The sequence below is a fragment of the Pedobacter sp. UYP1 genome (genome assembly GCF_040547305.1).
Classification (GTDB): domain Bacteria; phylum Bacteroidota; class Bacteroidia; order Sphingobacteriales; family Sphingobacteriaceae; genus Pedobacter.
The window spans coordinates 769425-792577 of the sequence record NZ_JBEPPL010000002.1 but is presented as its reverse complement, the minus strand read 5'-3'; the positions used below and the strand labels follow the sequence as shown (position 1 = coordinate 792577).

The 23153-nt window shown below is 37.7% G+C and carries 28 protein-coding genes; 5 read left to right on the top strand and 23 right to left on the bottom strand.

Annotated features, from left to right (window positions below; all coding sequences use genetic code 11):
* The first annotated feature begins 125 nt into the window (after positions 1-125).
* Positions 126-1754, top strand: coding sequence for an L-glutamate gamma-semialdehyde dehydrogenase (gene pruA / locus ABIB30_RS07475; RefSeq protein WP_354300662.1), 1629 nt, complete (start codon positions 126-128; stop codon positions 1752-1754).
* Between the two features lie 108 nt (positions 1755-1862).
* Here pruA and can read toward each other — a convergent pair whose 3' ends face one another.
* From can to ABIB30_RS07460, 3 genes are all read right to left on the bottom strand, one after another.
* Positions 1863-2576 carry a carbonate dehydratase gene (can, locus tag ABIB30_RS07470; protein WP_354300660.1) on the bottom strand — a complete coding sequence of 238 codons (714 nt, stop codon included), beginning with the start codon at positions 2574-2576 and terminating at the stop codon, positions 1863-1865.
* A 5-nt stretch (positions 2577-2581) separates the two neighbouring features.
* A complete protein-coding gene (locus ABIB30_RS07465) occupies positions 2582-4177 on the bottom strand; it encodes a SulP family inorganic anion transporter (protein WP_354300658.1) in 1596 nt (531 codons plus the stop codon).
* A 79-nt stretch (positions 4178-4256) separates the two neighbouring features.
* A complete protein-coding gene (locus tag ABIB30_RS07460; protein ID WP_354300796.1) occupies positions 4257-4535 on the bottom strand; it encodes a hypothetical protein in 279 nt (92 codons plus the stop codon).
* A gap of 256 nt (positions 4536-4791) precedes the next feature.
* Here ABIB30_RS07460 and ABIB30_RS07455 point away from each other — a divergent pair, with 256 nt between their 5' ends.
* The 4 genes from ABIB30_RS07455 to ABIB30_RS07440 all read left to right on the top strand — a co-directional run bounded on the left by ABIB30_RS07455 (position 4792) and on the right by ABIB30_RS07440 (position 9848).
* On the top strand, positions 4792-6024 hold the full coding sequence (locus ABIB30_RS07455) for a porin (protein ID WP_354300656.1): 1233 nt from the start codon (positions 4792-4794) through the stop codon (positions 6022-6024).
* Positions 6025-6135: 111 nt separating this feature from the next.
* Entirely contained in the window at positions 6136-7680 is a 1545-nt protein-coding gene (locus ABIB30_RS07450; RefSeq protein ID WP_354300654.1) for an acyl-CoA carboxylase subunit beta, read from the top strand.
* A 48-nt stretch (positions 7681-7728) separates the two neighbouring features.
* Positions 7729-8844, top strand: a complete 1116-nt coding sequence (locus ABIB30_RS07445) for a M42 family metallopeptidase (protein WP_068403461.1) — start codon at positions 7729-7731, stop codon at positions 8842-8844.
* 104 nt (positions 8845-8948) lie between these two features.
* Positions 8949-9848, top strand: a complete 900-nt coding sequence (locus ABIB30_RS07440) for a nucleotidyltransferase family protein (protein WP_354300652.1) — start codon at positions 8949-8951, stop codon at positions 9846-9848.
* 167 nt (positions 9849-10015) lie between these two features.
* Here ABIB30_RS07440 and dnaK read toward each other — a convergent pair whose 3' ends face one another.
* From dnaK to rplX, 20 genes are all read right to left on the bottom strand, one after another.
* Positions 10016-11929, bottom strand: coding sequence for a molecular chaperone DnaK (gene dnaK, locus ABIB30_RS07435; RefSeq protein WP_354300650.1), 1914 nt, complete (start codon positions 11927-11929; stop codon positions 10016-10018).
* Between the two features lie 184 nt (positions 11930-12113).
* Positions 12114-13298 carry a class I SAM-dependent methyltransferase gene (locus ABIB30_RS07430; protein WP_354300648.1) on the bottom strand — a complete coding sequence of 395 codons (1185 nt, stop codon included), beginning with the start codon at positions 13296-13298 and terminating at the stop codon, positions 12114-12116.
* Positions 13299-13434: 136 nt separating this feature from the next.
* A complete protein-coding gene (gene rplQ / locus ABIB30_RS07425) occupies positions 13435-13974 on the bottom strand; it encodes a 50S ribosomal protein L17 (protein ID WP_111633995.1) in 540 nt (179 codons plus the stop codon).
* An 83-nt stretch (positions 13975-14057) separates the two neighbouring features.
* Complete coding sequence (locus tag ABIB30_RS07420; protein ID WP_068403471.1) at positions 14058-15050, bottom strand: DNA-directed RNA polymerase subunit alpha; 993 nt, start codon at positions 15048-15050, stop codon at positions 14058-14060.
* Between the two features lie 80 nt (positions 15051-15130).
* Positions 15131-15739, bottom strand: coding sequence for a 30S ribosomal protein S4 (gene rpsD, locus ABIB30_RS07415; protein ID WP_068403473.1), 609 nt, complete (start codon positions 15737-15739; stop codon positions 15131-15133).
* A 65-nt stretch (positions 15740-15804) separates the two neighbouring features.
* Positions 15805-16194, bottom strand: a complete 390-nt coding sequence (gene rpsK, locus ABIB30_RS07410; RefSeq protein ID WP_041878538.1) for a 30S ribosomal protein S11 — start codon at positions 16192-16194, stop codon at positions 15805-15807.
* A 21-nt stretch (positions 16195-16215) separates the two neighbouring features.
* Positions 16216-16593 carry a 30S ribosomal protein S13 gene (gene rpsM, locus ABIB30_RS07405; RefSeq protein WP_068403475.1) on the bottom strand — a complete coding sequence of 126 codons (378 nt, stop codon included), beginning with the start codon at positions 16591-16593 and terminating at the stop codon, positions 16216-16218.
* 81 nt (positions 16594-16674) lie between these two features.
* Entirely contained in the window at positions 16675-16791 is a 117-nt protein-coding gene (rpmJ, locus tag ABIB30_RS07400; protein WP_010599887.1) for a 50S ribosomal protein L36, read from the bottom strand.
* Position 16792: 1 nt separating this feature from the next.
* Positions 16793-17011: a translation initiation factor IF-1 gene (gene infA / locus ABIB30_RS07395; RefSeq protein ID WP_008244555.1), complete on the bottom strand. Its 219-nt coding sequence runs from the start codon at positions 17009-17011 to the stop codon at positions 16793-16795.
* Positions 17012-17082: 71 nt separating this feature from the next.
* Positions 17083-17868 carry a type I methionyl aminopeptidase gene (gene map, locus ABIB30_RS07390; RefSeq protein WP_354300643.1) on the bottom strand — a complete coding sequence of 262 codons (786 nt, stop codon included), beginning with the start codon at positions 17866-17868 and terminating at the stop codon, positions 17083-17085.
* Between the two features lie 6 nt (positions 17869-17874).
* Positions 17875-19215: a preprotein translocase subunit SecY gene (secY, locus tag ABIB30_RS07385; RefSeq protein WP_111633993.1), complete on the bottom strand. Its 1341-nt coding sequence runs from the start codon at positions 19213-19215 to the stop codon at positions 17875-17877.
* Between the two features lie 13 nt (positions 19216-19228).
* A complete protein-coding gene (rplO, locus tag ABIB30_RS07380; RefSeq protein WP_068407681.1) occupies positions 19229-19675 on the bottom strand; it encodes a 50S ribosomal protein L15 in 447 nt (148 codons plus the stop codon).
* Between the two features lie 107 nt (positions 19676-19782).
* On the bottom strand, positions 19783-19962 hold the full coding sequence (gene rpmD, locus ABIB30_RS07375) for a 50S ribosomal protein L30 (protein WP_068403481.1): 180 nt from the start codon (positions 19960-19962) through the stop codon (positions 19783-19785).
* Between the two features lie 4 nt (positions 19963-19966).
* Positions 19967-20485 carry a 30S ribosomal protein S5 gene (rpsE, locus tag ABIB30_RS07370; RefSeq protein ID WP_068403483.1) on the bottom strand — a complete coding sequence of 173 codons (519 nt, stop codon included), beginning with the start codon at positions 20483-20485 and terminating at the stop codon, positions 19967-19969.
* Positions 20486-20502: 17 nt separating this feature from the next.
* Positions 20503-20856: a 50S ribosomal protein L18 gene (gene rplR, locus ABIB30_RS07365; RefSeq protein WP_068403486.1), complete on the bottom strand. Its 354-nt coding sequence runs from the start codon at positions 20854-20856 to the stop codon at positions 20503-20505.
* 5 nt (positions 20857-20861) lie between these two features.
* A complete protein-coding gene (rplF, locus tag ABIB30_RS07360; RefSeq protein ID WP_354300639.1) occupies positions 20862-21419 on the bottom strand; it encodes a 50S ribosomal protein L6 in 558 nt (185 codons plus the stop codon).
* 18 nt (positions 21420-21437) lie between these two features.
* A complete protein-coding gene (rpsH, locus tag ABIB30_RS07355) occupies positions 21438-21836 on the bottom strand; it encodes a 30S ribosomal protein S8 (protein ID WP_111633992.1) in 399 nt (132 codons plus the stop codon).
* A 134-nt stretch (positions 21837-21970) separates the two neighbouring features.
* Positions 21971-22240 carry a 30S ribosomal protein S14 gene (rpsN, locus tag ABIB30_RS07350; RefSeq protein WP_041878530.1) on the bottom strand — a complete coding sequence of 90 codons (270 nt, stop codon included), beginning with the start codon at positions 22238-22240 and terminating at the stop codon, positions 21971-21973.
* The gene (gene rplE, locus ABIB30_RS07345; protein ID WP_068403493.1) at positions 22240-22812 is read right to left on the bottom strand and encodes a 50S ribosomal protein L5; all 573 of its coding nucleotides are present in this window, start codon (positions 22810-22812) and stop codon (positions 22240-22242) included. Before rplE ends, rpsN begins: the two co-directional genes overlap by 1 nt.
* Positions 22812-23153 (bottom strand): 50S ribosomal protein L24, encoded by a 342-nt coding sequence (gene rplX, locus ABIB30_RS07340; RefSeq protein ID WP_068403495.1) that lies wholly within the window; start codon positions 23151-23153, stop codon positions 22812-22814. Before rplX ends, rplE begins: the two co-directional genes overlap by 1 nt.

Sequence of the window (23153 nt, the reverse complement as noted above, 5' to 3'; positions counted from 1 at the left end):
CCGCCTTTCAAAAATAAGAATTATTTTCTCCGCGCCAGGGTCTGTTAGCAGAATATCATATAGTAGAATGGATTGACAGGCAATAAAATAAAAAACTATCTTTGTGCAAACAACAATATTATATCATGCTCAAAGGATTTTTTAACGTACCAACACCTGAGAACGAACCTATTTTAGGTTACGCACCAGGAAGTAAAGAACGTGAATTATTGAAAGCTGCTTTAGCTGAAGCACGTTCAAAAAAAGGTGACATCCCAATGTATATCGGGGGCAAAGCAGTCCACACTGATAAAAAAGGAACAGTTACTCCACCGCACGATCACCAACACGTTTTAGCACAATATAGCATAGGCGACAAAACTCATGTACAACAGGCAATTGATGCGGCATTAGCTGCAAAGCCTCAATGGGAAAACTTGCCATGGGAACAACGTGCAGCTATATTTTTAAAGATCGCTGAGTTAATTTCAGGCCCGTATCGTTATAAATTAAATGCAGCAACAATGCTTGGTCAATCAAAAAATGCTTACCAGGCAGAAATTGATGCAGCTTGTGAGCTGATAGATTTCTTACGTTTCAACGTAAGTTATATGGCTGACATTTATAAACAACAACCTCCGGTTTCACCAAAGGGTGTTTGGAACAGAGTTGAACAACGTCCTTTAGAAGGGTTCGTTTTCGCTTTAACTCCTTTCAACTTTACTGCTATTGCGGCAAACCTGCCAACATCAGCAGCATTAATGGGTAACGTTGTTGTTTGGAAACCTGCCGATACTCAGGTTTATGCAGCTAACTTATTGATGGAAATTTTCAGAGAAGCAGGTTTACCTGATGGGGTAATCAACTTAGTTTATGTGGATGGTCCTGAAGCTGGAGAAGTAATCTTCAACAGTCCTGATTTTGCTGGTATTCACTTTACAGGATCTACTGCTGTATTCCAGAACATCTGGAAAACTATCGGTACCAATATCCATAAATACAAAACATATCCTCGTATTGTAGGTGAAACAGGTGGTAAAGATTTTATCCTGGTTCACGGTTCTGCAGATGCTGAGGTTTCAAGTACAGCCATTATACGTGGTGCTTTTGAATACCAGGGACAGAAGTGTTCTGCTGCTTCAAGAACTTACATTGCGAAAAGTTTATGGCCAAAAATTAAAGAATTGATGCTGCGTGATCTTGCGACCTTTAAAATGGGTGGAACTGAAGATTTCAGCAACTTTATCAATGCAGTAATTGACGATCGTTCTTTCACTAAACTGGCAAAATATATTGATCAGGCAAAAACTGATAAAGGTGTAGAAATCATTGCTGGTGGAAACTACGATAAATCTAAAGGTTACTTTATTGAGCCAACAGTTTTAGTGGTTGATGATCCTAAATATACAACCATGAGCGAAGAGTTATTCGGCCCTGTATTGACAGTATATGTATATGATGATGCAGATTTCGATCAGGTACTAACGTTAATTGATACGACTTCAGGATATGCTTTAACTGGTGCTGTAATTGCTCAGGACCGTTATGCTATTGATAAAGCGTCTTATGCTTTGCGTAATGCAGCGGGTAATTTCTATATCAATGATAAATGTACTGGTGCTGTAGTTGGTCAGCAGCCATTTGGCGGTGCCAGAGGTTCAGGTACAAACGATAAAGCGGGTTCAATGATTAACTTATTACGTTGGGCTTCTCCACGTACAATCAAAGAAACATTCGATCCACCAAAGGATTACCGTTACCCATTCATGGGCTAATCAAAATATAAAAAAAGCCGGTTAATAAAGTGCCCCCCAATAAGTATCTAACTTTTTGGGGGGTACTTCATTAAAAGGCTTTTTTTATAACATTATAATTGCAGAAAATTATTTCTGATCAACAGGAGTTTTAGCTGGAGCTTCAACTTTAGGTGTAGTCAGACCATCTATCTTAAATACCGCAGAAATATGATCATTAGATTCTGTAGTTACGCCAAGATCTTTGATTAATCCGGTTTCCAAACTGTAAACCCATCCATGGATACCTAATTTCTTTCCATTTCCCCATCTGTTTTGAACAATAGATGTCTTGGTCAGGTTAAATACACCTTCTATAACATTCAGCTCTACTAATCTGTCTGTACGTTTTTTATCATCTGATATTCTATCCAGTTCATGATAATGTAAACGATAAGTATCTTTTATATTTCTTAACCAGTTATCAATAATTCCGAATTGCTTGTTGCTTAATGCTGCTGCAACACCACCACATCCGTAGTGTCCGCAAACAATAACATGCTCAACTTCTAACACGTTTACAGCATAATCCAGTACACTTAACATGTTCATATCCGTATGTACTACTACATTTGCAATGTTACGGTGAACAAAGATATCACCAGGATTGGTATTGGTGATCTGGTTAGCAGGCACCCTGCTATCTGAACAGCCGATCCATAAAATTGGCGGCTTCTGTCCAGCAGATAAACGGTCAAAGAAAGCAGGATCTTCAGCTAAAGTTTTCGCTACCCAGTCCTTATTACCTTGTAATAGTCCTTCGTAAGTTATATCGTGATTGTGGGATTCTAATTTTGCACACATAATATTTATATTTTATGAATATCTTCAATAATTTTGTCAGTTATCTTTGGTACTATATAATGCTCTTTTATCTCAACTAAGGTAACTATAATCCCCTTTGTATAAGCATTATGTTTGAAATTGTAAATGGTTTCCAGTACATCCGGATGGATATATCTGGAGTTGCTTCCATCAATAATAACATTGGTTTCCTGAGGGATTTTTGTCAATACAACCTGTATGGCTGCCTTGTTCAGAAATGAAACTTCCTCAGACAGTTTAATTCTCAGATTTTTCTTGTTTCCTTCTTCATGGATCTTGTAAAAGAATGGATTACGCATATTGGTCCGCAGTAAATAAAATACAGACAACAACATACCGATAGCCACACCTTTTAATAAGTCAGTTAATAAAACGGCAACAACTGTAATCACAAATGGAACGAATTGATCCCATCCTTTATGATACATATGCTTGAATAAACTGATTCTTGTCAGTTTATAACCAGTCACCAAAAGAATTGCTGCCAGACAGGCAAGCGGGACCATGTTGATCAGCCCTGGTATAAAAAGGAAAGACAATAGTAACCAGCAACCATGTAAAATGGCAGACATTTTTGTCTTTCCACCGGCATTTACGTTTGCAGAACTTCTCACAATTACAGAGGTCATAGGTAAACCGCCAAGCAAACCGCTTGTCATATTTCCCAGGCCCTGTGCAATCAGCTCTCTGTTGGTTGGTGAAACTCTTTTTACAGGATCAATCTTATCTACAGCCTCGATACTCAGCAACGTTTCTAAACTTGCCACAACAGCTATCGTTAAGGCAACAATCCAGACTTCCTTATTGGTAATGGCAGAAAAATCCGGCATTGTAAACAGGTTCGAGAATTCACCCCATCCGCTCACGACAGGGATATTAACCATCTGTTCAGCTTTTAACGCGAATTGCGTTTGCTGAAAAAACAGCGTTAACCCTATACCTAGTATAACAACCAGTAACGGAGCTGGTACAGCACTCAGCTTTTTGAATTTTGGCCAGAAAATCAGGATAGCAATGGAAAGCACAGTGATGATCATTGCAGCGGGATTGAGCATTTTTAGTGCTTGTCCTACAATATTAAACATCGGACCACTGCTTAAGCTTTCATCCAGAAAATCTTTATCTACACCTAATGCATGTGGCAGTTGCTTTAAAATCAGGATTAGTCCAATTGCGGCGAGCATCCCTTCAATTACACTTGAGGGAAAATAGTTACCAATTGTACCTGCTTTGATCATACCCAGCACAATCTGCATCAATCCTGCCAGCATCACTGCCAGTAAGAATGTCTGATAACTACCCAGGTGAGCAATAGCTCCCAATACAATTACCGTTAAACCAGCAGCAGGACCACTCACACTTAACTGTGATCCACTGACACTGGCTACAACTATTCCTCCAATAACGCCAGTGATCAAACCGGCGAATAATGGTGCGCCCGAAGCCAGGGCTATTCCCAAACACAACGGCAGGGCCACTAAAAACACGACTATACTAGCCGGGAAATCGCGCTTTAAATTCTTTTTTAAGATATATTTCTTCAATCCAGCCTTTGAGGAGATTGAGTTTCCATTCTGCATAACATTAATGCTAATTATTACTTATAATTATTTAACTACGCTTAATCCCGATGGGTTTAACCGTTTAATCAATAAAAAATCAGCAAAAGTTAGGCGGCGGAGTGGGTACCGATGGATGATAAGGATCTACATACCTTTTGAAGTGATCAATATAACAGTTCCTGATTCCAAAATCTACCAATAATGGCACATAGGTATAGGTGTTATGAAAATCAATTGGTTTATAGTCGATGAATTTGAGTAAAGACTTTCCTGAATCACAATCAGAACTATGTTCCTGCTCTAATTGCAGAATAACACTTTTGATCGTATTCTTATCCATATGACCGACAAATACTGGTGCAGCAGAAATAATCATCTTCACTGTGAAGATGCTTATGAAGGCTATAACAATATGTAATCGATACTTATAAAAGGACATCCTGTGTGTATTCAGCTTTTTTTACTTTCCAAATGTAATACCCAGGAGCACTTTTTATCAAAAAAATATGTAAAAAAAATGTAATTAAGTTTTCAGCAGCAATTTTGATTCTCAAAATTCCCAGATTACCTGTGGATTAATTTAGCATTAACTGTACTTTCGCAGTTCCTAAACCTGATCACAATACATACCTATGAAAAGATACCTGCTAACCCTGGTTTTATTTTATCCGCTGTTAGTCCTCAGTCAAAGTAATAATGCGCCTTCTTCTTATGATATCCATGATATTAAGATCACTGGTTATCTTCAGACGCAGTTTCAAAAAGCACAATCCCCAGGGATTTCGTCTTTTTCGGGCGGAGATTTTTCAGAAAACTCTGACAATCGTTTTATTATCCGCAGAGGTCGCCTTAAAATTGACCGGGTAGATAAATATTCCAGCATCGTCTTTCAAATCGATGCGACACAAAATGGCGTACAATTGATGGATGCCTTTATTCAACTTCACCAACCCGACAACAAGCGTTTTCAACTAACTGCTGGTCTTTTCAACAGGCCTTTTGGTTATTCGATTGTCTATTCTTCCGGCTACCGGGATTTTCCTGAGCGTGCCAGAGTCTTTCAAACCATTATGCCGCGTGAACGCGACATTGGCGCCATGTTGTCCTATCAACCTATTAAAGAACTTCGTTTTCTGAATATAGATGTTGCTGTGGTTAATGGAAGCGGACTTTTCGCAAGGGATTACGACTCTAAAAAAGATGTAATTGGTAATCTTTCCTTCAAGTTTGACAGTCTGGCCAATAAAAAGCTTCATATTGGTTTTGGCGGATCAATTTATAAAGGCTCAGTGCGCAATGCGACCGAGTCTTACTATACGGATAATGGCAATGGATTTACCAAAAACACAGATCCGTCTTACAAGGGCGCCAATTTGAAAAGAAATTATTATGGCGGAAATGTGCAGATCCAATATGATAATACCTTTGGAACAACCAGTCTGAAAGCTGAATACGTTGCCGGCATACAACCAGGAGTAGCTGCTTCAAGCGCAATTAGTGGTACATTGGCTAGTCAGAGTTTTTCTACCCAGCCCGCTACAGATCTTTACCTGCGTAATTTCTCAGGCTGTTATATTTGGTTTACACAGCAAATCTTAAAAAGTAAGTTTAGCGCATTGCTTGCTTATGATGTTTATGACCCGAACAGCAAGATCAACGAAGATCAGATTGGCCTGGATAACAATACGACTGCGGGTGATATTAAATTCAGTACCCTGGGTTACGGGATGACTTATTTATTCAGTTCACGTTTAAAACTTACAGTCTATAATGAGCGGGTGATCAACTCCCCTACGCAATTGACAAATTATAATAAGGATATCAGAGACGACGTCTTTACCACACGCTTACAATATCGCTGGTAATCCGGCCCCATTTAAAATCCATCTTGTTTCAACAGAAAATAAGTGATAAACAATTTTAATTTATAAATTTAAAAACGTTCCTATACATTTATAAAAACTGAGTTTAATTCCATGGATAATAAGATAAAGTTACTACAGGATAAAATAGAACAGGCACATGCAGGCGGCGGCCCGCAAAGAATAGATAGTCAGCATAAAAAAGGTAAACTAACCGCAAGAGAACGTATCCATTTTCTAATGGATGAGGGTTCTTTTGAAGAGATCGGGATGTTTGTTACCCATAGAAGTACAGACTTTGGTATGGAGACAGAAAAATATCCTGGTGATGGTGTAGTAACCGGTTATGGAGATATCAATGGCAGACTTGTTTATATTTTTTCCCAGGACTTTACCATTTTCGGCGGTTCACTTTCCGAAACTCACGCAGAAAAAATATGTAAGATTATGGAGATGGCCCTGAAAACAGGAGCTCCTTTAATCGGATTAAATGATAGTGGTGGCGCACGTATCCAGGAAGGCGTAGTATCCTTAGGTGGATATGCAGATATCTTTTACCGGAACGTACAAGCATCAGGGGTAATCCCGCAACTCTCCGCAATTATGGGCCCTTGTGCCGGCGGTGCAGTTTACTCTCCTGCAATCACTGATTTCACCCTGATGGTAGAAAACACTTCTTATATGTTTGTGACGGGCCCTAACGTGGTTAAAACCGTTACACATGAAGAAGTCAGCTCAGAAGAACTAGGCGGAGCAAGCACACACGCTACAAAATCGGGAGTTACTCATTTTTCTTGTGTAAATGAGCTTGACGCAATCAACCATATTAAACAATTACTGAGTTATATGCCACAAAATTGTGAGGAAACTCCTGCAATTTTAGCTTATAAACCAGATCAGGATGAATCCAGAGCACCCTTAAATAAAATTATCCCTGACAATGCAAACCAACCTTATGATGTAAGGGGCGTAATTGATCAGCTCAGTGATTCCGGGAGTTTCCTGGAAGTACATAAAGATTATGCAGAAAATATTGTAGTCGGTTTTGCCCGTCTTGCAGGCAGAAGCATTGGAATTGTGGCCAACCAGCCAGCTTATCTTGCAGGGGTATTAGATAGCAATGCCTCAGTCAAGGCAGCCCGCTTTGTCAGATTCTGTGACTGCTTTAACATTCCGCTATTGGTACTGGAAGACGTTCCCGGATTCCTCCCCGGTACAGACCAGGAGTGGAATGGCATTATCAAAAACGGTGCGAAATTGCTTTATGCATTCAGTGAAGCTACAGTGCCAAGAATTACTGTAATTATCAGAAAAGCATACGGGGGTGCCTATGATGTCATGAACTCCAAACACATAGGTGCAGACATGAACTATGCATGGCCAACGGCTGAGATTGCCGTAATGGGTGCAAAAGGTGCAGCAGAGATTATTTTTAAGAAGGAAATAACCAATGCAGCTGATCCGGCCGCGAAATTACTGGAAAAAGAAAAGCTATATGCCGAAATCTTCGCCAATCCATACCGGGCAGCAGAACGCGGCTTTATAGACGAAGTTATTGAACCTGCAGACACCAGGATCAAATTAATTAAGGCATTTAAAATGCTGGAAAATAAAGTAGTGAATAACCCACGTAAAAAACACGGAAATATTCCGTTATAATATAGAACTCTATTCAAATAAGTTAAAGTTGATCATAAATATATAAAGATGGCTAAAAAGAAAGACGAGAAGCAGAAACATGTATCTGTCGTAACTAAGAAATCACTCCAGTTTTTTGAAGAATATATTAATAACCCATCCCCTACGGGATTTGAATACCCAGGTCAGAAACTTTGGTTAGACTACCTGAAACCTTATATCGATGAAAGTTTTATCGATAACTACGGCACCGCAGTTGGTGTAATCAACCCAAAAGCAGAATATAGAGTGGTCATAGAAGCACATGCTGATGAAATTTCATGGTTTGTAAACTATATCACTAATGACGGGTTAATTTATGTGATCAGAAATGGTGGTTCAGATCATCAGATTGCCCCCTCTAAGCGCGTAAATATCCATACCGATAACGGATTAGTCAAAGCAGTATTCGGATGGCCTGCGATCCACACACGAGGTGCAGGAGAAAAAGAAGAAGCACCTGCTTTAAAGAACATTTTCCTGGATTGTGGTTGCACCACTAAAGAAGAAGTTGAAGCATTAGGTGTACATGTAGGTTGTGTAATTACTTATGAAGATGAATTCATGGTATTGAATGACCGTTACTATGTAGGCCGTGCTTTAGATAACCGTGCAGGTGGATTTATGATTGCAGAAGTAGCACGCTTACTGAAAGAAAACAAGCAGAAATTACCTTTCGCTTTATACATTGTAAACTCTGTACAGGAAGAAATAGGTTTAAGAGGTGCAGAAATGATTGCACACCGCATTAAACCTCATGTAGCTATCGTAACCGATGTTACCCATGATACTTCTACACCAATGATCAATAAAATAACTCAGGGAGATTTAGCCTGCGGTAAAGGGCCTGTTGTATCTTACGCACCAGCGGTACAAACAAACCTGAATAAATTACTGATTGAAACAGCGGAGAAAAATGACATTCCGTTCCAACGCCAGGCTTCATCACGTTCTACAGGAACTGACACTGATGCTTTCGCTTATTCAAATGGCGGTGTGCCTTCAGCACTAATTTCGCTGCCATTGCGTTATATGCATACTACTGTCGAAATGATCCATAAAGAAGATGTAGATAATGTGATCAGTCTGATCTACCATTCTTTATTGAACATAAAGAAAGACCACGATTTTAAATACAATAAATAAGATTTATCTTCACAGCCTATTCAGCGTGTTTGATTTTTCAGACACGCTTTTTTATGGCAGCCATGTATACAGGGCACCTTTTTGAACTAAAAAAATAAGAATCAATGAAACCTACGTTATTAATACTCGCAGCCGGTATGGCAAGTCGCTATGGCAGCATGAAACAAATTGATGGTTTTGGTCCGAACGGAGAGACCATAATTGACTATTCTATCTATGATGCTATCAAAGCTGGCTTTGGTAAAGTAGTGTTTATTATCAAAGAAGAATATGTAGAAAACTTCAAAGCTATCTTTGATGCCAAGCTTGAAGGTAAAATAGAAACGGATTACGTATTTCAGAATTTCGATCTTAAACAATATGGAATTGATATTGAAATAGAAAGAAGTAAACCATGGGGAACAGCGCATGCCGTTCTTGCAGCCAGACATGCTATAAAAGAGCCATTCTGTGTAATTAATGCAGATGATTTTTACGGACTGGACGCTTATGAAAAAATGGTTAAGTTTTTAACTACTGAAGTTACTGGCAGCAACTATTCCATGATTGGTTATGAGATCGGTAAAACTTTATCAGATTACGGATCAGTATCACGTGGTGTATGTAAAGTAAGCGCAGACGGTTACCTGGAAGAAATCATTGAACGTACAAAAGTACTTCGTGAGGGAGAGGCTATCGTTTACGAAGAAGACGAAAAACAATATCCTTTGTCATTAGATACCCGTGTATCTATGAACTTCTGGGGATTTACACCAGAAATGTTTAAAATATCTGAAGAACTTTTCAGAGACTTTGCACATGCGAACAAAGATAACCCTAAAGCAGAGTTTTTCATTCCATTGGTAGCCGACAGCTTATTGAGCTCAGAGACTGCAGATTTTAAAGTAGTTCCTACAGATAGCAAATGGTTTGGTGTAACTTATAAAGAAGACAAACCGATTGTACAGGCTTCTATCGACCAACTCGTTAAAGATGGCATTTACCCAGAAAATCTGTGGAAATAACACCTAAATATACTTTAGCTTAATAAAGCTATCAAAAGCCCTTAAATTAAGTTTTAAGGGCTTTTATTTTGCGCCCATCTGATATGATTTGAACTGAGAAAAACATAAAGCATAAAAAAAGAGGATAACTTTTCAGTTACCCTCTTTTTTATATAATTACGATTCGATTATTTCTTATCGTCTTTTACTTCTTCGAAGTCAACATCAGTAACGTTGTCAGCAGCATCAGCTGTTTGACCGTTTGACTGAGCACCACCTTCAGCAGGTGCACCACCGTCCTGACCAGCTTTGTACATCTCTTCAGATGCCTCATTCCATGCTGCTTGTAATTCTTCCTGAGCTGCATCAATATCAGCAAAACTTCTTGCAGCGTGTGCTGCTTGTAATTTAGCTAAACCAGCTTCAATCGGAGCTTTTTTATCAGCAGAGATCTTATCACCGAATTCTTTCAATTGTTTCTCAGTAGAGAAAATTAAAGCATCAGCACTGTTGATTTTATCAGCTTCTTCTTTAGCGATTTTATCAGCATCAGCATTTTGCTCAGCTTCTTCTCTCATTCTTTTGATTTCTTCTTCAGTTAAACCTGATGAAGCCTCAATACGAATTTTTTGCTCTTTACCAGTAGCTTTATCTTTTGCACTTACGTGTAAGATACCATTCGCATCAATGTCAAAAGCAACTTCAACCTGAGGAACACCACGTGGAGATGGAGGTATACCGTCTAAGATAAAACGACCAATCGTACGGTTCTGAGCAGCCATTGGACGCTCACCTTGTAAGATGTGGATTTCTACCGAAGGCTGGTTATCTGCAGCTGTAGAGAAAGTTTCTGCTTTTTTAGAAGGAATAGTAGTATTCGCTTCAATTAATTTAGTCATTACACCACCCATAGTCTCAATACCTAATGAAAGAGGAGTTACGTCTAATAACAATACATCTTTAACCTCACCAGTTAAAACACCACCTTGAATTGCAGCACCGATAGCTACAACCTCATCAGGGTTTACACCTTTAGAAGGATCTTTACCGAAGAATGCTTTTACTGCTTCCTGAATAGCTGGAATACGAGTAGAACCACCAACTAAAATGATTTCATCGATATCAGAAGTTTTTAAACCAGCATTTTTTAATGCAGATTTACAAGGCTCGATAGTACGTTTGATCAAATCAGCAGCCAATTGCTCAAATTTAGCACGGCTTAAAGTTCTGACTAAGTGTTTTGGTCCGCTTGCATCAGCAGTGATATATGGTAAGTTAACTTCTGTAGAAGTAGTGCTTGAAAGCTCAATTTTAGCTTTTTCAGCAGCTTCTTTCAAACGTTGTAATGCCATTGGATCCTGATTAAGGTCCATACCATTTTCAGCTTTGAATTCAGCAGCTAACCAGTCAATGATAATGTGGTCAAAGTCATCACCACCTAAGTGCGTATCACCGTCAGTAGATTTTACTTCAAATACACCATCACCTAATTCTAATACCGAAACGTCATGAGTACCACCACCACAGTCAAACACAACAATTTTCATGTCTTTATGTGCTTTGTCCAAACCGTAAGCTAAAGCAGCTGCAGTTGGCTCGTTGATGATACGTTTAACTGTTAAACCAGCGATTTCACCAGCTTCTTTAGTAGCCTGACGTTGAGCATCGTTGAAATAAGCAGGAACAGTAATAACTGCTTCTGTTACTTCATGACCTAAAAAGTCTTCCGCAGTTTTTTTCATTTTTTGCAAGATCATTGCAGAAATTTCCTGTGGAGTGTATTTACGGTCATCAATTTCAACACGTGGAGTATTGTTGTCACCCTTAACAACTTTGTAAGGTACGCGACCAGTTTCTTTAGCAACCTCAGCAAAGCTGCTGCCCATGAAACGCTTGATTGAATAAATTGTTTTTGTTGGGTTAGTGATTGCCTGGCGTTTTGCAGAATCACCTACTTTACGTTCACCATTTTCTGCAAAAGCAACAATGGATGGCGTTGTACGTTTCCCCTCACTGTTGGCTATAACTACAGGTTCGTTACCTTCCATTACGGCTACGCAAGAGTTTGTTGTTCCTAAGTCTATACCAATAATTTTTGACATGCTATTTTATCTTTGTTTATGTTATGAATTCTTATTTCCTAATTCTATTTAACAAGCAATGTGCCAATTGGCATTTGTCAGTTAAACAGGCACTCCTTTTTAGATTTTGGTTAAAATGTAAATGAAAACCTTTTACAATTCTGACAGGTTGTCATAATTGACATTTTTCATGGCTGCAAAGGCATCAAAACTTGACTAATGTTTCAAGATGATGATACTCAATGCCAAAATATTCTTTTGTCCGTTTAATCTTCTCTAAAATCTCTTCTTTATCTATTGCTTGTTCTTTGGTTTTCACCCCCACAACTAGTACATTCTTCGGGGTATGTGCATCTGAAATAAATTCAAATACCTTCGTTTTGTATCCAAAATATTCCAGTATCAATGCCCTGATACCATCAGTCACCATTTCTGCCTGACGCTCTAAAAAGATACCATACTTCGTTAAAAAGTCCAGTTCATTTACTGCCTTTCCTTTTTCTATTTGTCTTCTGATCTGCTTATGACAGCAAGGTGCAACAACAATAAGTTCTGCATTCCCTTTGATGCCCTTATAAATTGCATCATCAGTAGCCGTATCGCAGGCATGTAAAGCAATTAACAGGTTGATCTCTTCAGCCGCATAATCTTCAATAGTACCCTGAACAAAATCCAGTCCTTTAAAGTTTGACTTCGAAGCTATTTTATTACACAGCTCCACCAGATCCTGACGATATTCCACACCAGTTACCTGCGCTTCTATCTTTAAAACATTAACCAGGTAATCATATAAAGCAAAAGTAAGGTAACCTTTACCTGATCCCATATCCACTACCTTTTTAAACTTGCTAGCAGGCAAAGTCCGGATCAGCGGATCCAATAAAGCTACATATTGATTAATCTGTTTATACTTATCCTGTGCATTCTTATATACTGTCCCGGTTGCATCAGTGATATTTAATTCCTGCAAGTAGTTTTTACCAGCAGGCTGAATCAATCTTTTCTTCTCTTTATCGTGAGTCAGTACAACCGGAGCTGCAGTCTTGAGGAGCCTTTCTCTAACAGTGATCACTCCTTTTTTATCATGTTCAACAATTACTTCTTTTTCTGTGCTAAAAAAAGTACAGATTCTAAAGTCATTGCTGATAAAATGACTAATTCTGGTCAGGCCATCCTCAATCGAAAAGTTTTTTACAATATCCCTTGTTTTATTCCGGTAAGTAAAAGAAAGCATTTCTACTTTTTTAATCTTTATCCGGCGTACATATACATTCTTTAGTTCCTTGTCATTGCCCTGGTAATTACCAAGGGAAATCTTTATAAATAAATTAGCAGGGATACTGTCTGCTAACTGCTTATGGAATTCCTGAAGGATAGATTGATTGGACATAAAATTATAGATTTAGAGTCTGTAAACAATTTCATTATTTAAACAGATTTATAATGATCACACACACGTACACATATATAAGAAAAGCCCTGTCCAACTAAGAACAGGGCTTTCTGTATTTCGATGAGGAAGAATATTATTCTCCTTTATCTTCTTTTGTTTCTTCAGCTGCAGGAGCTTCAACAACAGCTTCAGTGTCAGCTGCAGCTTCTGCTTTAGCAGGAGCATCAGTAGCATCAGCTTTCTTAGTAGTAGCTTTACTTCTACCACGACGTGTTGTTTTCTTCTCTTCAGTAGCAACTTCTTTACCGTAAACTTCGTTGTAATCAACAAGTTCGATGAATGCCATCTCAGCATTATCACCTAAACGATTGTTTAACTTGATAATTCTGGTGTAACCACCCGGACGGTTAGCAACTTTTGCAGCTATGTCACGGAACAATTCAGTAACTGAATCTTTGTCCTGTAAATAACTAAAAACTGTACGACGAGAGTGAGTAGTATCGTTTTTAGATTTAGTGATCAGAGGCTCAACATACATACGCAAAGCTTTTGCTTTTGCTAAAGTAGTAGAGATTCTTTTGTGTTTGATCAATGATGAGGCCATGTTAGCCAACATCGCTTTACGATGGGACTTAGTTCTGCCTAAGTGATTGTGTTTTTTACCGTGTCTCATTTTTTTTTTATTCAGTGTGCACCGTCTCTTCTGAATTAAAGAGGGAATTACACACTATTAACAATATTGTTATTTGTCTGTTGTTATTCTTCGTCCAGTTTGTATTTACCTAAATTCATACCGAATGATAAGCTTTTAGATTTTACTAATTCCTGGATTTCAGTTAATGATTTCTTACCGAAGTTTCTGAATTTTAACATATCAGCTACATCATAAGAAACTAAATCAGCTAATGTGCGGATATCCGCTGCTTTTAAGCAGTTTAATGCACGAACTGATAAATCAAGATCAACTAATTCAGTTTTAAGGATTTTACGCATATGTAAAATTTCCTCGTCAACTTCTTTAGTTTCTTCTTTAGCCTGAGACTCTAATACTAAGTTCTCATCAGAGAACAACATGAAATGCTGAATTAGAATTTTAGCTGCTTCTTTTAATGCTTCTTCAGGATGAATAGATCCATCAGTAGAAATATCTAAAATTAATTTTTCATAATCTGTCTTTTGCTCAACACGATAGTTTTCAATCGTGTATTTTACATTTTTCATTGGAGTAAAGATCGAATCGATCGCAATTACACCAACTACAGCATCATTAATTTTATTTTCTTCAGCTGGAACATAACCACGTCCTTTATTGATAGTTAATTCTACCTCTAAAGTAACTGATTTCTCCATGTTACAAATTACGAATTCCGGATTAAGGACTTCGAAGTTGTTAGAGAATTTAGTTATGTCTCCTGCTAGAAATTGATCCTGGCCATTAACTACAATAAAGACTTTTTCAGATTCACCTGAATCACCAGCTTTTTTAAAACGAACTTGTTTTAAATTAAGGATAATTTCAGTTAAATCTTCTACAACACCTTTCATTGTAGAAAATTCATGTGATACGCCAGAAAAACGAATACTTGTAATGGCATACCCCTCTAAAGAAGAAAGTAAAATTCTTCTTAAGGCATTACCAATTGTTACACCGAAACCGGGTTCTAAAGGACGAAATTCAAATATACCATCGAAATCCGTTGATTTCTGCATGATGACCTTATCGGGTTTCTGAAATGCTAAAATTGCCATTTATAATGTTTTTAGATCGTTATTAAAATTATGTAACGTAAAATAGTTAAAGCCTGTATAAAAGGCTTTAACTAAATTTATTACTTAGAGTACAACTCTATAATAAGGTTTTCTTTGATATTTTCTGGAATCTCGTCGCGATTTGGATAAGTTAAGAACTTACCACTTAATTCCGATGCATTCCAATCTAACCAATTAAACTTATTGATTACTCTTCCTGCTACTGAATTAGTGATGCTTTCAAGAGTTTTAGATTTCTCACGAACTGCAATAACGTCACCAGCTTTCAATTGATAAGAAGGGATATTTACTACTTCACCGTTCACTGTTACGTGTTTATGGCTAACTAACTGACGAGCAGCAGAACGAGTAGTTGCAATACCTAATCTATAAACTGTATTATCTAAACGAGCTTCTAATAATTGTAATAAGTTATCACCTGTAATGCCCTGACGGGAAGATGCTTTAGTAAACAAGTTACGGAACTGACGTTCTAACACACCATAAGTGTATTTAACTTTTTGTTTCTCCATTAACTGTACTGAATACTCAGATTGTTTACCTCTTCTTTTAGACGCACCGTGCTGTCCAGGAGGATAGTTTTTTCTATCTAATACTTTATCAGGACCAAAAATTGGTTCTCTGAATTTACGCGCGATTTTGGATTTTGGTCCTGTATATCTTGCCATTTCTTTTTGTTTTAAAGTATCATACAGCCTTAAACTGTAGACTCTTAGCTTTAAAAATTAATAAATTAAACTCTTCTCTTCTTAGGAGGACGACATCCATTGTGTGGAAGCGGTGTAATATCTTTGATTGAGGTAACTTCGATACCAGAGATTTGCAATGTTCTAATTGCAGACTCACGACCTGAACCTGGACCTTTAACAAATACTTCTACTTTACGCAGACCTAAATCAAAAGCTACTTTACCACAATCAGATGCAGCTTGTCCGGCAGCGTATGGAGTGTTCTTTTTAGAACCCTTGAAGCCCATTTTACCAGCTGAAGACCATGAAATAGTTTGACCGTTGTTATTTGTTAGGGTAACAATGATATTATTAAAAGTCGCATTGATATGTGCTTGACCAACTGGTTCAATAACAACAATACGCTTTTTGGTTACTTTTTTACTCTTAGCCATAATTATTATTCGTTACTAATTTTATTTAGTAGCTTTTTTCTTGTTAGCAACTGTTTTTCTCTTGCCTTTACGAGTACGAGAATTGTTCTTAGTACGTTGTCCACGTACCGGTAAACCTTTTCTGTGACGTAATCCGCGGTAACAACCAATATCCATTAAACGTTTAATGTTTAACTGAACTTCAGAACGTAAAGCACCTTCTACTTTAATTCCGTCGTTAATGATTGTACGTATCGCTGATAACTCTTCATCAGACCAGTCTTGTACTTTTTTGCTAAAATCGATACCTGCCTCAGTTAATATACGCTGAGCAGTTGATCTGCCTACACCAAAGATGTAAGTTAGTCCAATTTCGCCTCTTTTGTTTCTTGGTAAATCTATACCTGATATCCTTGCCATATTTGTACTAAATGTTTGATTAATTGACGACAGATTGAGTAACCTGTACATTCAATCTAATCATACCTCAATAATTTTTTCTTAACCTTGACGCTGCTTGTACTTAGGATTTTTCTTGTTGATTACGTAAAGTTTACCTTTACGACGAATAATCTTGCAATCAGCGCTGCGTTTTTTAATTGATGACCTAACTTTCATTTTATTTATATCTATAAGTAATCCTGCCCTTTGATAAATCGTAAGGCGACATCTCTAATTTTACTTTGTCCCCAGGTAATATCTTAATGTAGTGCATCCTCATTTTACCTGAGATATGAGCGATAATCTCGTGACCATTCTCCAGCTCAACGCGGAACATGGCATTTGATAATGCTTCTCTTATTACACCGTCTTGTTCAATCGAGGCTTGTTTAGCCATATAATATTGATTTTTACTTGATTAGCTGCTATTAAACAGGGTTGCAAAATTAAATAAAAATATTTAATTATTTACCTTTTTTCTTTTAAAACTTCTTCAATAAATGAAAAGGTCGATAAAACGTCTGCTTTGCCCTTTTTAACAGCAATTGTGTGCTCAAAATGTGCCGACGGTGAATCATCACGACTCGTAACAGTCCATCCATCAGACCAAAACTTTACATTAGCAGTACCGGCGTTAATCATTGGCTCTATGGCAATTACCATTCCTTCCTCTAATTTCATCCCTGTGCCCCGTTTACCATAGTTTGGTACTTCGGGCTTCTCATGCAATTTAACGCCAACACCGTGACCAACAAGCTCTCTCACTACACCAAAACCGTTCTCCTCCGCTAAAGACTGAACCGCGAATCCTACATCACCGATACGGGATCCAACAACAGCTTTATCAATGGCACGTTTTAAACATTCCTGAGTGATATCAACCAGCTTCTGACGTTCAGGGCTAATCTCTCCAATAGAGAAAGTATAAGCCGAGTCACCAAAGAAGTTGTTCTTAATAACACCACAATCGACAGAAATTAAATCGCCTTCCTGTATCACATAATCACCTGGAAATCCATGAACAACCTGCTCATTTGGAGAAATACAAAGTGAATATGGAAATCCGTTATAGTTTAGAAATGCAGGGATTGCTCCGTTATCTTGTATATAAGTCTCCGCGAGTTTATTTAACTGCATCGTTGTAACTCCTGGTGCAATGATCTTTGCGACTTCTGCAAGCGTCTTAGACACCAATAATGAGCTTTCCCTGATTAGCTCTACTTCTTCGGGAGACTTATAATAAACCTTAGACATTCAATATTAAATTACAGCATTGCTACTGCTTGTATTTGCAGCGGCTACACCTGTACGACCTGTTACTCTTCCTGTTTTCATTAATCCATCATAATGACGCATTAATAAATAACTTTCAATCTGTTGCAAAGTATCCAACACAACACCCACTAAAATAAGCAGTGATGTACCACCATAGAAATGCGCGAATTCAGATTTGATACCGAATTTTACCGCAATCGATGGAAGGATAGCGATAATTGCTAAGAATACTGACCCTGGAAAGGTGATCTTAGAAATTACATCATCTATATAAGATGAAGTTGACAAGCCTGGTTTGATACCAGGAATGAAACCGCCATTTTTCTTCATATCATCAGACATCTGTACCGGATTAACAGTAATCGCAGTATAGAAGAATGTGAAAGCAATGATTAAAAATGCAAACGTTAAGCTATAAGCCAGTGAAGTAGGATCACTAAACTGGATTAACCAGGTATTCTGCAATTTAGGAAAGAACTGAGTTACTGTGGTTGGAATAAACATCAATGCCTGAGCAAAGATGATTGGCATTACACCAGCAGCATTCACTTTCAATGGAATGTATTGTCTTACGCCACCGAATTGTCTGTTACCAACAATACGTTTTGCATATTGAACAGGAACCTTACGGACACCCTGAACAATAAGGATAGTAAACATTACTACAGCAAACAGTGCTACGATTTCCAGAACAAGCGCGATTAAGCCACCATCTCCAACAAATCTTGAACTGATCTCCTGTTGTAAAGCTATCGGAAGACGTGCGATAATACCAACCATAATGATTAGTGAAATACCATTTCCTATACCTTTATCAGTAATTTTTTCCCCTAACCACATAACAAACAAGGTACCGGCAGATAAAACAAATGTTGCAAGCACAAAGAATAAAGTGTGGTCAATCAGAATTGCTTCTGCAGGGACCTGAGTCTTTACATAACCAACAGCCTGAACAGCTGTAATAGCTACAGTTAAGTAACGGGTAATCTGATTTAGTTTATTTCTGCCACTCTCTCCTTCTTTTTGCATTTTCTGGAAAGAAGGAACAGCGATACCTAATAACTGAACTACAATTGATGCAGAAATATAAGGCATTACCCCAAGTGCAAGAACAGATACGCGGGAGAATGAACCTCCGGCAAACATATCAAGCAGACCAAGGATACCAGATTTCTGATTATCGCCTAAAGCTGTTGCATCCACACCTGGTAAAACCACGTGAGAAACGAACCTGTAGACCAAAAGAATTACGAGCGTAAATACGATACGCTCTTTTAATTCTTGAATTTTCCAAATATTACTTAAAGTAGTAAAGAGCTTCTTCATTAATTATAATTAATTACAATTTTTCTATTGAGCCTCCAACAGCTTCAATAGCTTTCTGTGCAGTTGCAGAAAAAGCATGTGCTTTAACTTCGATTTTAGATTTTACTTCACCACGACCTAAGATCTTGATAAGATCGTTTTTGTGTGCTAAACCATGATCTTGCAAAGTAGCGAAATCAATAGTAGTTAAGCTGAACCTTTCTGCTAAACCTTGTAACACGTCTAAGTTAACGCCTACATATTCAACACGGTTAATTGGTTTGAAACCAACCTTAGGTACACGACGTTGTAATGGCATTTGACCACCTTCAAAACCGATTTTAGTTTTGTGACCAGAACGTGATCCAGCACCTTTATGACCACGAGTGGAAGTACCACCACGACCAGAACCAGTACCACGACCTATTCTTTTACTATTTTTAGTAGAACCTGATGCAGGTTTTAAATTACTTAAGTTCATTTTGAAACTTATTGTGCTGCCCTTCGCTTTCACTAATCAGGGCAACGGTTAAACATATACAAAGGTTGCAAATTAGCAAAATTAAACTAATTTACAACCTCTGCGAATTATATACTTTCGATAGCTACTAAGTGATTCACTTTTCTTATCATTCCAATGATAGCAGCATTAGCTTCAACTTCTACAGAATGGTTTATTTTTCTTAAACCTAATGCCTGAATAGTTCTTTTTTGACGCTCGCTTCTGTCAATGATACTTTTTACCTGGGTTATTTTGATCTTAGCCATGTTCTTATCCGTTAAAAACTTTGTTTAAATCAACACCACGTTGCTGAGCGATGGTATAAGCATCACGCATTTTTGTTAAAGCATCTACTGTTGCTTTTACCACGTTGTGAGGATTTGATGAACCTTTTGATTTTGCTAATACGTTGTGTACACCAGCACTCTCTAATACAGCACGCATTGCACCACCCGCGATAACACCTGTACCTACTGCAGCTGGTTTGATTAATACAAAACCACCTGAGAATTTACCGATTTGTTCGTGAGGAACAGTACCGTTTAATAAAGGAACTTTTACTAAGTTCTTTTTAGCATCATCGATACCTTTAGCAATTGCTTCAGTTACCTCTTTTGCTTTACCTAAACCATAACCTACGATTCCGTTTTCATCTCCAACAACTACGATAGCTGAGAAACTGAAAGTACGTCCACCTTTGGTTACTTTGGCAACACGTTGTATACTAACTAAACGGTCTTTTAATTCGACCTCGCTAGTCTTAACTCTTTTTATATTGATAGTTGACATTCTTATCTATTTTCAGATTAAAATACTAAACCAGCTTCACGGGCACCTTCTGCCAACGATTTTACGCGACCATGGTATAAATAGCCATTTCTATCGAAAACAACTTCTTTAATGCCAGCTGCGATTGCTTTTTCAGCTACTAATTTACCTACAGCTACAGATTGCTCTGATTTGTTACCATTACTAGAAAAATCTTTAGATAATGATGATGCTGATACGATTGTGCTTCCAGTTACGTCGTTAATGATTTGAGCATAAATTCCTTTATTGCTTCTATAAACTGATAAACGTGGACGGCTTTCAGAACCGGTAAGTCTTTTTCTGATTCCTTTTTTTATACGATCTCTACGAGATAATTTTTTCCCTGCCATGATGATTATTTTTTAGAAGCTGATTTACCTGCTTTTCTTCTTAACACTTCGCCTACAAACTTGATACCTTTACCTTTATATGGCTCTGGTGCACGTAACGAGCGTATTTTCGCTGCTACTTGACCGATCAGTTGTTTGTCAATACTTTCCAAAATAATTTTAGGAGTCTGACCTTTTTCTGAAGTCGTAGTAACTTTAATCTCTTCCGGTAATTGGAATACATAATGGTGAGAGAAACCTAAAACAAGATCAAGTGTATTACCTGTGTTAGTTGCGCGGTAACCCACACCAACTAATTCCTGAGAGATTTTGTAACCTTCTGTTACACCAATAACCATATTGTTTAACAATGAACGGTATAAACCATGCAATGCTTTGTGTCTTTTTTGTTCAGTCGGGCGAGTTACAGTAACTACACCGTCTTCCTGAGAAACAGTGATGTCTACATCAACTGCTTGTTGTAATTCACCTTTTGGGCCTTTTACAGTTACTAAATTGTCTTTATCAACTGTAATTGTTACTCCAGCAGGTACATTAATTGGGGCTTTTCCTATTCTTGACATTTTGCTATCCTCCTTTAATTAATAAACGTGACACAAAACTTCGCCACCAATGTTTAGTCTGGCCGCTTCTTTATCTGTCATAACTCCTTTAGAAGTAGACAAGATAGCGATACCTAAACCGTTCAATACTCTTGGCATATTATCAACGCCTGCATACTGCCTTAAACCTGGCTTGCTGATACGCATCAATGTGCGGATAGCAGGGATTTTAGTTATAGGATTGTATTTCAAAGCGATTTTAATCGTTCCTTGAACTGTTGTGTCCTCAAACTTGTAGTTGGCAATGTAACCTTTGTCAAAAAGTACTTTAGTAATTTCCTTTTTAAGATTTGATGCAGGAATTTCTACAATTCTGTGATTTGCCTTAATGGCATTTCTTACTCTTGTAAGATAATCTGCTATTGGATCTGTATTCATCTTTGTTGATTTGTGATAGTGGTTTCCTTTCCGAACTATTCGGAGCGACCTTCCATCGGTTAATTTTTCTATTTAAACGTATAACGTTAGAAGTTAAACGCATGATGCGTAAAACTCTCTAACGTAAAACGATTTTACCAGCTTGCTTTGGTAACTCCAGGAATTTTTCCTGCTAATGCCATATCGCGGAATGTAACCCTTGATATACCGAAAGTACGCATGTAACCACGTGGACGGCCAGTTAATTTACAACGGTTGTGTAAACGTACTGGTGATGAGTTTTTTGGTAACTTATCTAATCCTTCGAAATCACCTGCAGCTTTTAATTCTGCACGTTTGTCAGCATACTTAGCTACCAATCTCTGGCGCTTAATTTCGCGAGCTTTTACACCTTCTTTTGCCATTATTGATCTGTATTAAGGGTTTGGTTTTTAAACGGTAATCCAAATTGCTTTAAAAGTTCCAATGCTTCAACATCAGTTGTTGCTGAAGTTACAAAGGTAATATCCATACCTAAAATCTTAGAGATTTTGTCGATGTTGATCTCAGGGAAGATGATTTGTTCAGTAATACCTAATGTGTAATTACCTTTTCCATCAAATCCTTTATCGTTGATACCTTTGAAATCACGGATACGTGGTAAAGCTACGGAAATTAAACGATCTAAAAACTCAAACATGTTATTGTCACGTAAAGTTACACGTACACCTACTGGCATACCTTTACGTAATTTAAAGTTTGAGATATCTTTTTTAGATTTCGCTCCAACTGCTTGCTGACCTGTGATTGTGCTCATTTCTAAAATAGAACTGTCCATAATCTTTTTGTCAGTTACAGAGAAACGACCAACACCTTGGTTGACAGCTATCTTCTCTAACTTAGGAACTTGCATTACGCTTTTGTAATTGAACTTCTCTTTAAGAGCAGCTACAATTTCCTCTTTGTATTTAGTCTTTAATCTTGGTATGTAAGTCATTATTTGATCTCCTCTCCTGATTTTTTAGATACCCTAACTAATTTCCCATCAGCATTAAGCTTTCTGCCAACACGCGTAGTTTTTCCTGATTTAGGATCAATTAACGCAACGTTAGAAATATGAAGAGCAGCCTCTTTTTTAATGATACCTCCGTTAGGATTAGCAGCATTTGGTTTTGTATGTTTAGACACAAGGTTAACACCTTCTATCAGTATCCTGCTTTTAGTAATTAATACTGAAAGCACTTTACCTTCCTGGCCTCTTGAATCACCAGCGATAACCTTTACTAAATCTCCTTTACGGATTTTAATTTTTGGTTGAACAGTTACTTTATTTTTCAT